Annotated in this window: 1 protein-coding gene; it reads right to left on the bottom strand. The window is 29.3% G+C overall.

Annotation, left to right across the window (positions count from 1 at the left end; translation table 11 throughout):
• Positions 1-485 (bottom strand): bacteriophage T4 gp5 trimerisation domain-containing protein (locus tag AJ932_RS09935; protein ID WP_410002272.1); only part of this gene is annotated, 485 nt, incomplete at its 3' end.
• Positions 486-883 lie beyond the last annotated feature (398 nt).

The following is an 883-nucleotide window of genomic DNA, read 5'->3' as shown; positions in this document are numbered from 1 at the left end:
TCTTTGTTTTCTCCTACAAACTCATGAGAGTTTTTAGCCACTCTTACTTTATTATCTACTCCTACATTTAAGGTATTGCTTAATCCTACTATGGTATCTTTAGATAAGCCTACATTAGTTAAGTATTCTCCTCCTACATTGACATTTTTAGCTAAGTCTATGGTTTGAGTATGAACCTTTTTAATCCTTTCATTATAAATTCCATCCACTATAGAATCTTTATCATTTAAAATTCTTTGAGTGAAATTATGCTGGACTAATTCATCATAATCCTTTTGGGCTTTTAAATAAATTTGTTCTTTATCTTTTATATTTGAGAGGGTAAGTTCATTATAACCTTCTTCATTAACACCTATGGTTTTAGAAGAAAGAGAAGTTTGATGATCATTAAAAGGAAGATTTACTAAACTTGGATTAGCCCCATTGTACAAACTAGAGCTCACATAAGGTTTATCTATATCATCATCTAAAAAAGAAATAATCACTTCATCTCCTAACTTTCTTTGATAATGGCTTTAGTGATTTTAAAGGGTAGGGGATTTGAAGTAGAATTTGATATATCAAGACTCATGTAAGAATTAAGGGACATTGATGATCCTTTTGGGTTTGTTGATGATTAATAGCCTATAAGCTTATGTGATTTATTTTAGCATAAAGTGGGTAAAATAAAGTTTGTAGTATATTCTTTAATTATCTAAAATCAAATCATTTCTCATAAAAATATCGCCTGCAAGATTCTGCTAAACGCACTCCAAAAATTTGCCTAACTCCTTTTTTAGCTAGTCTTTCTTTATCATAAATCAAAGACCCAAAAGAAATACTTACAAAAGGCACTTCCATATCAAACGAGCTTTTATTTTTATGAATAGGATTTTCACTATTA

Origin of the sequence: Campylobacter sp. BCW_6873 (genome assembly GCF_001762365.1) — a bacterium.
Taxonomy (GTDB): domain Bacteria; phylum Campylobacterota; class Campylobacteria; order Campylobacterales; family Campylobacteraceae; genus Campylobacter_D; species Campylobacter_D jejuni.
The sequence above is the reverse complement of the archived record's forward strand: the minus strand, read 5'-3'. Positions and strand labels throughout refer to the sequence as shown.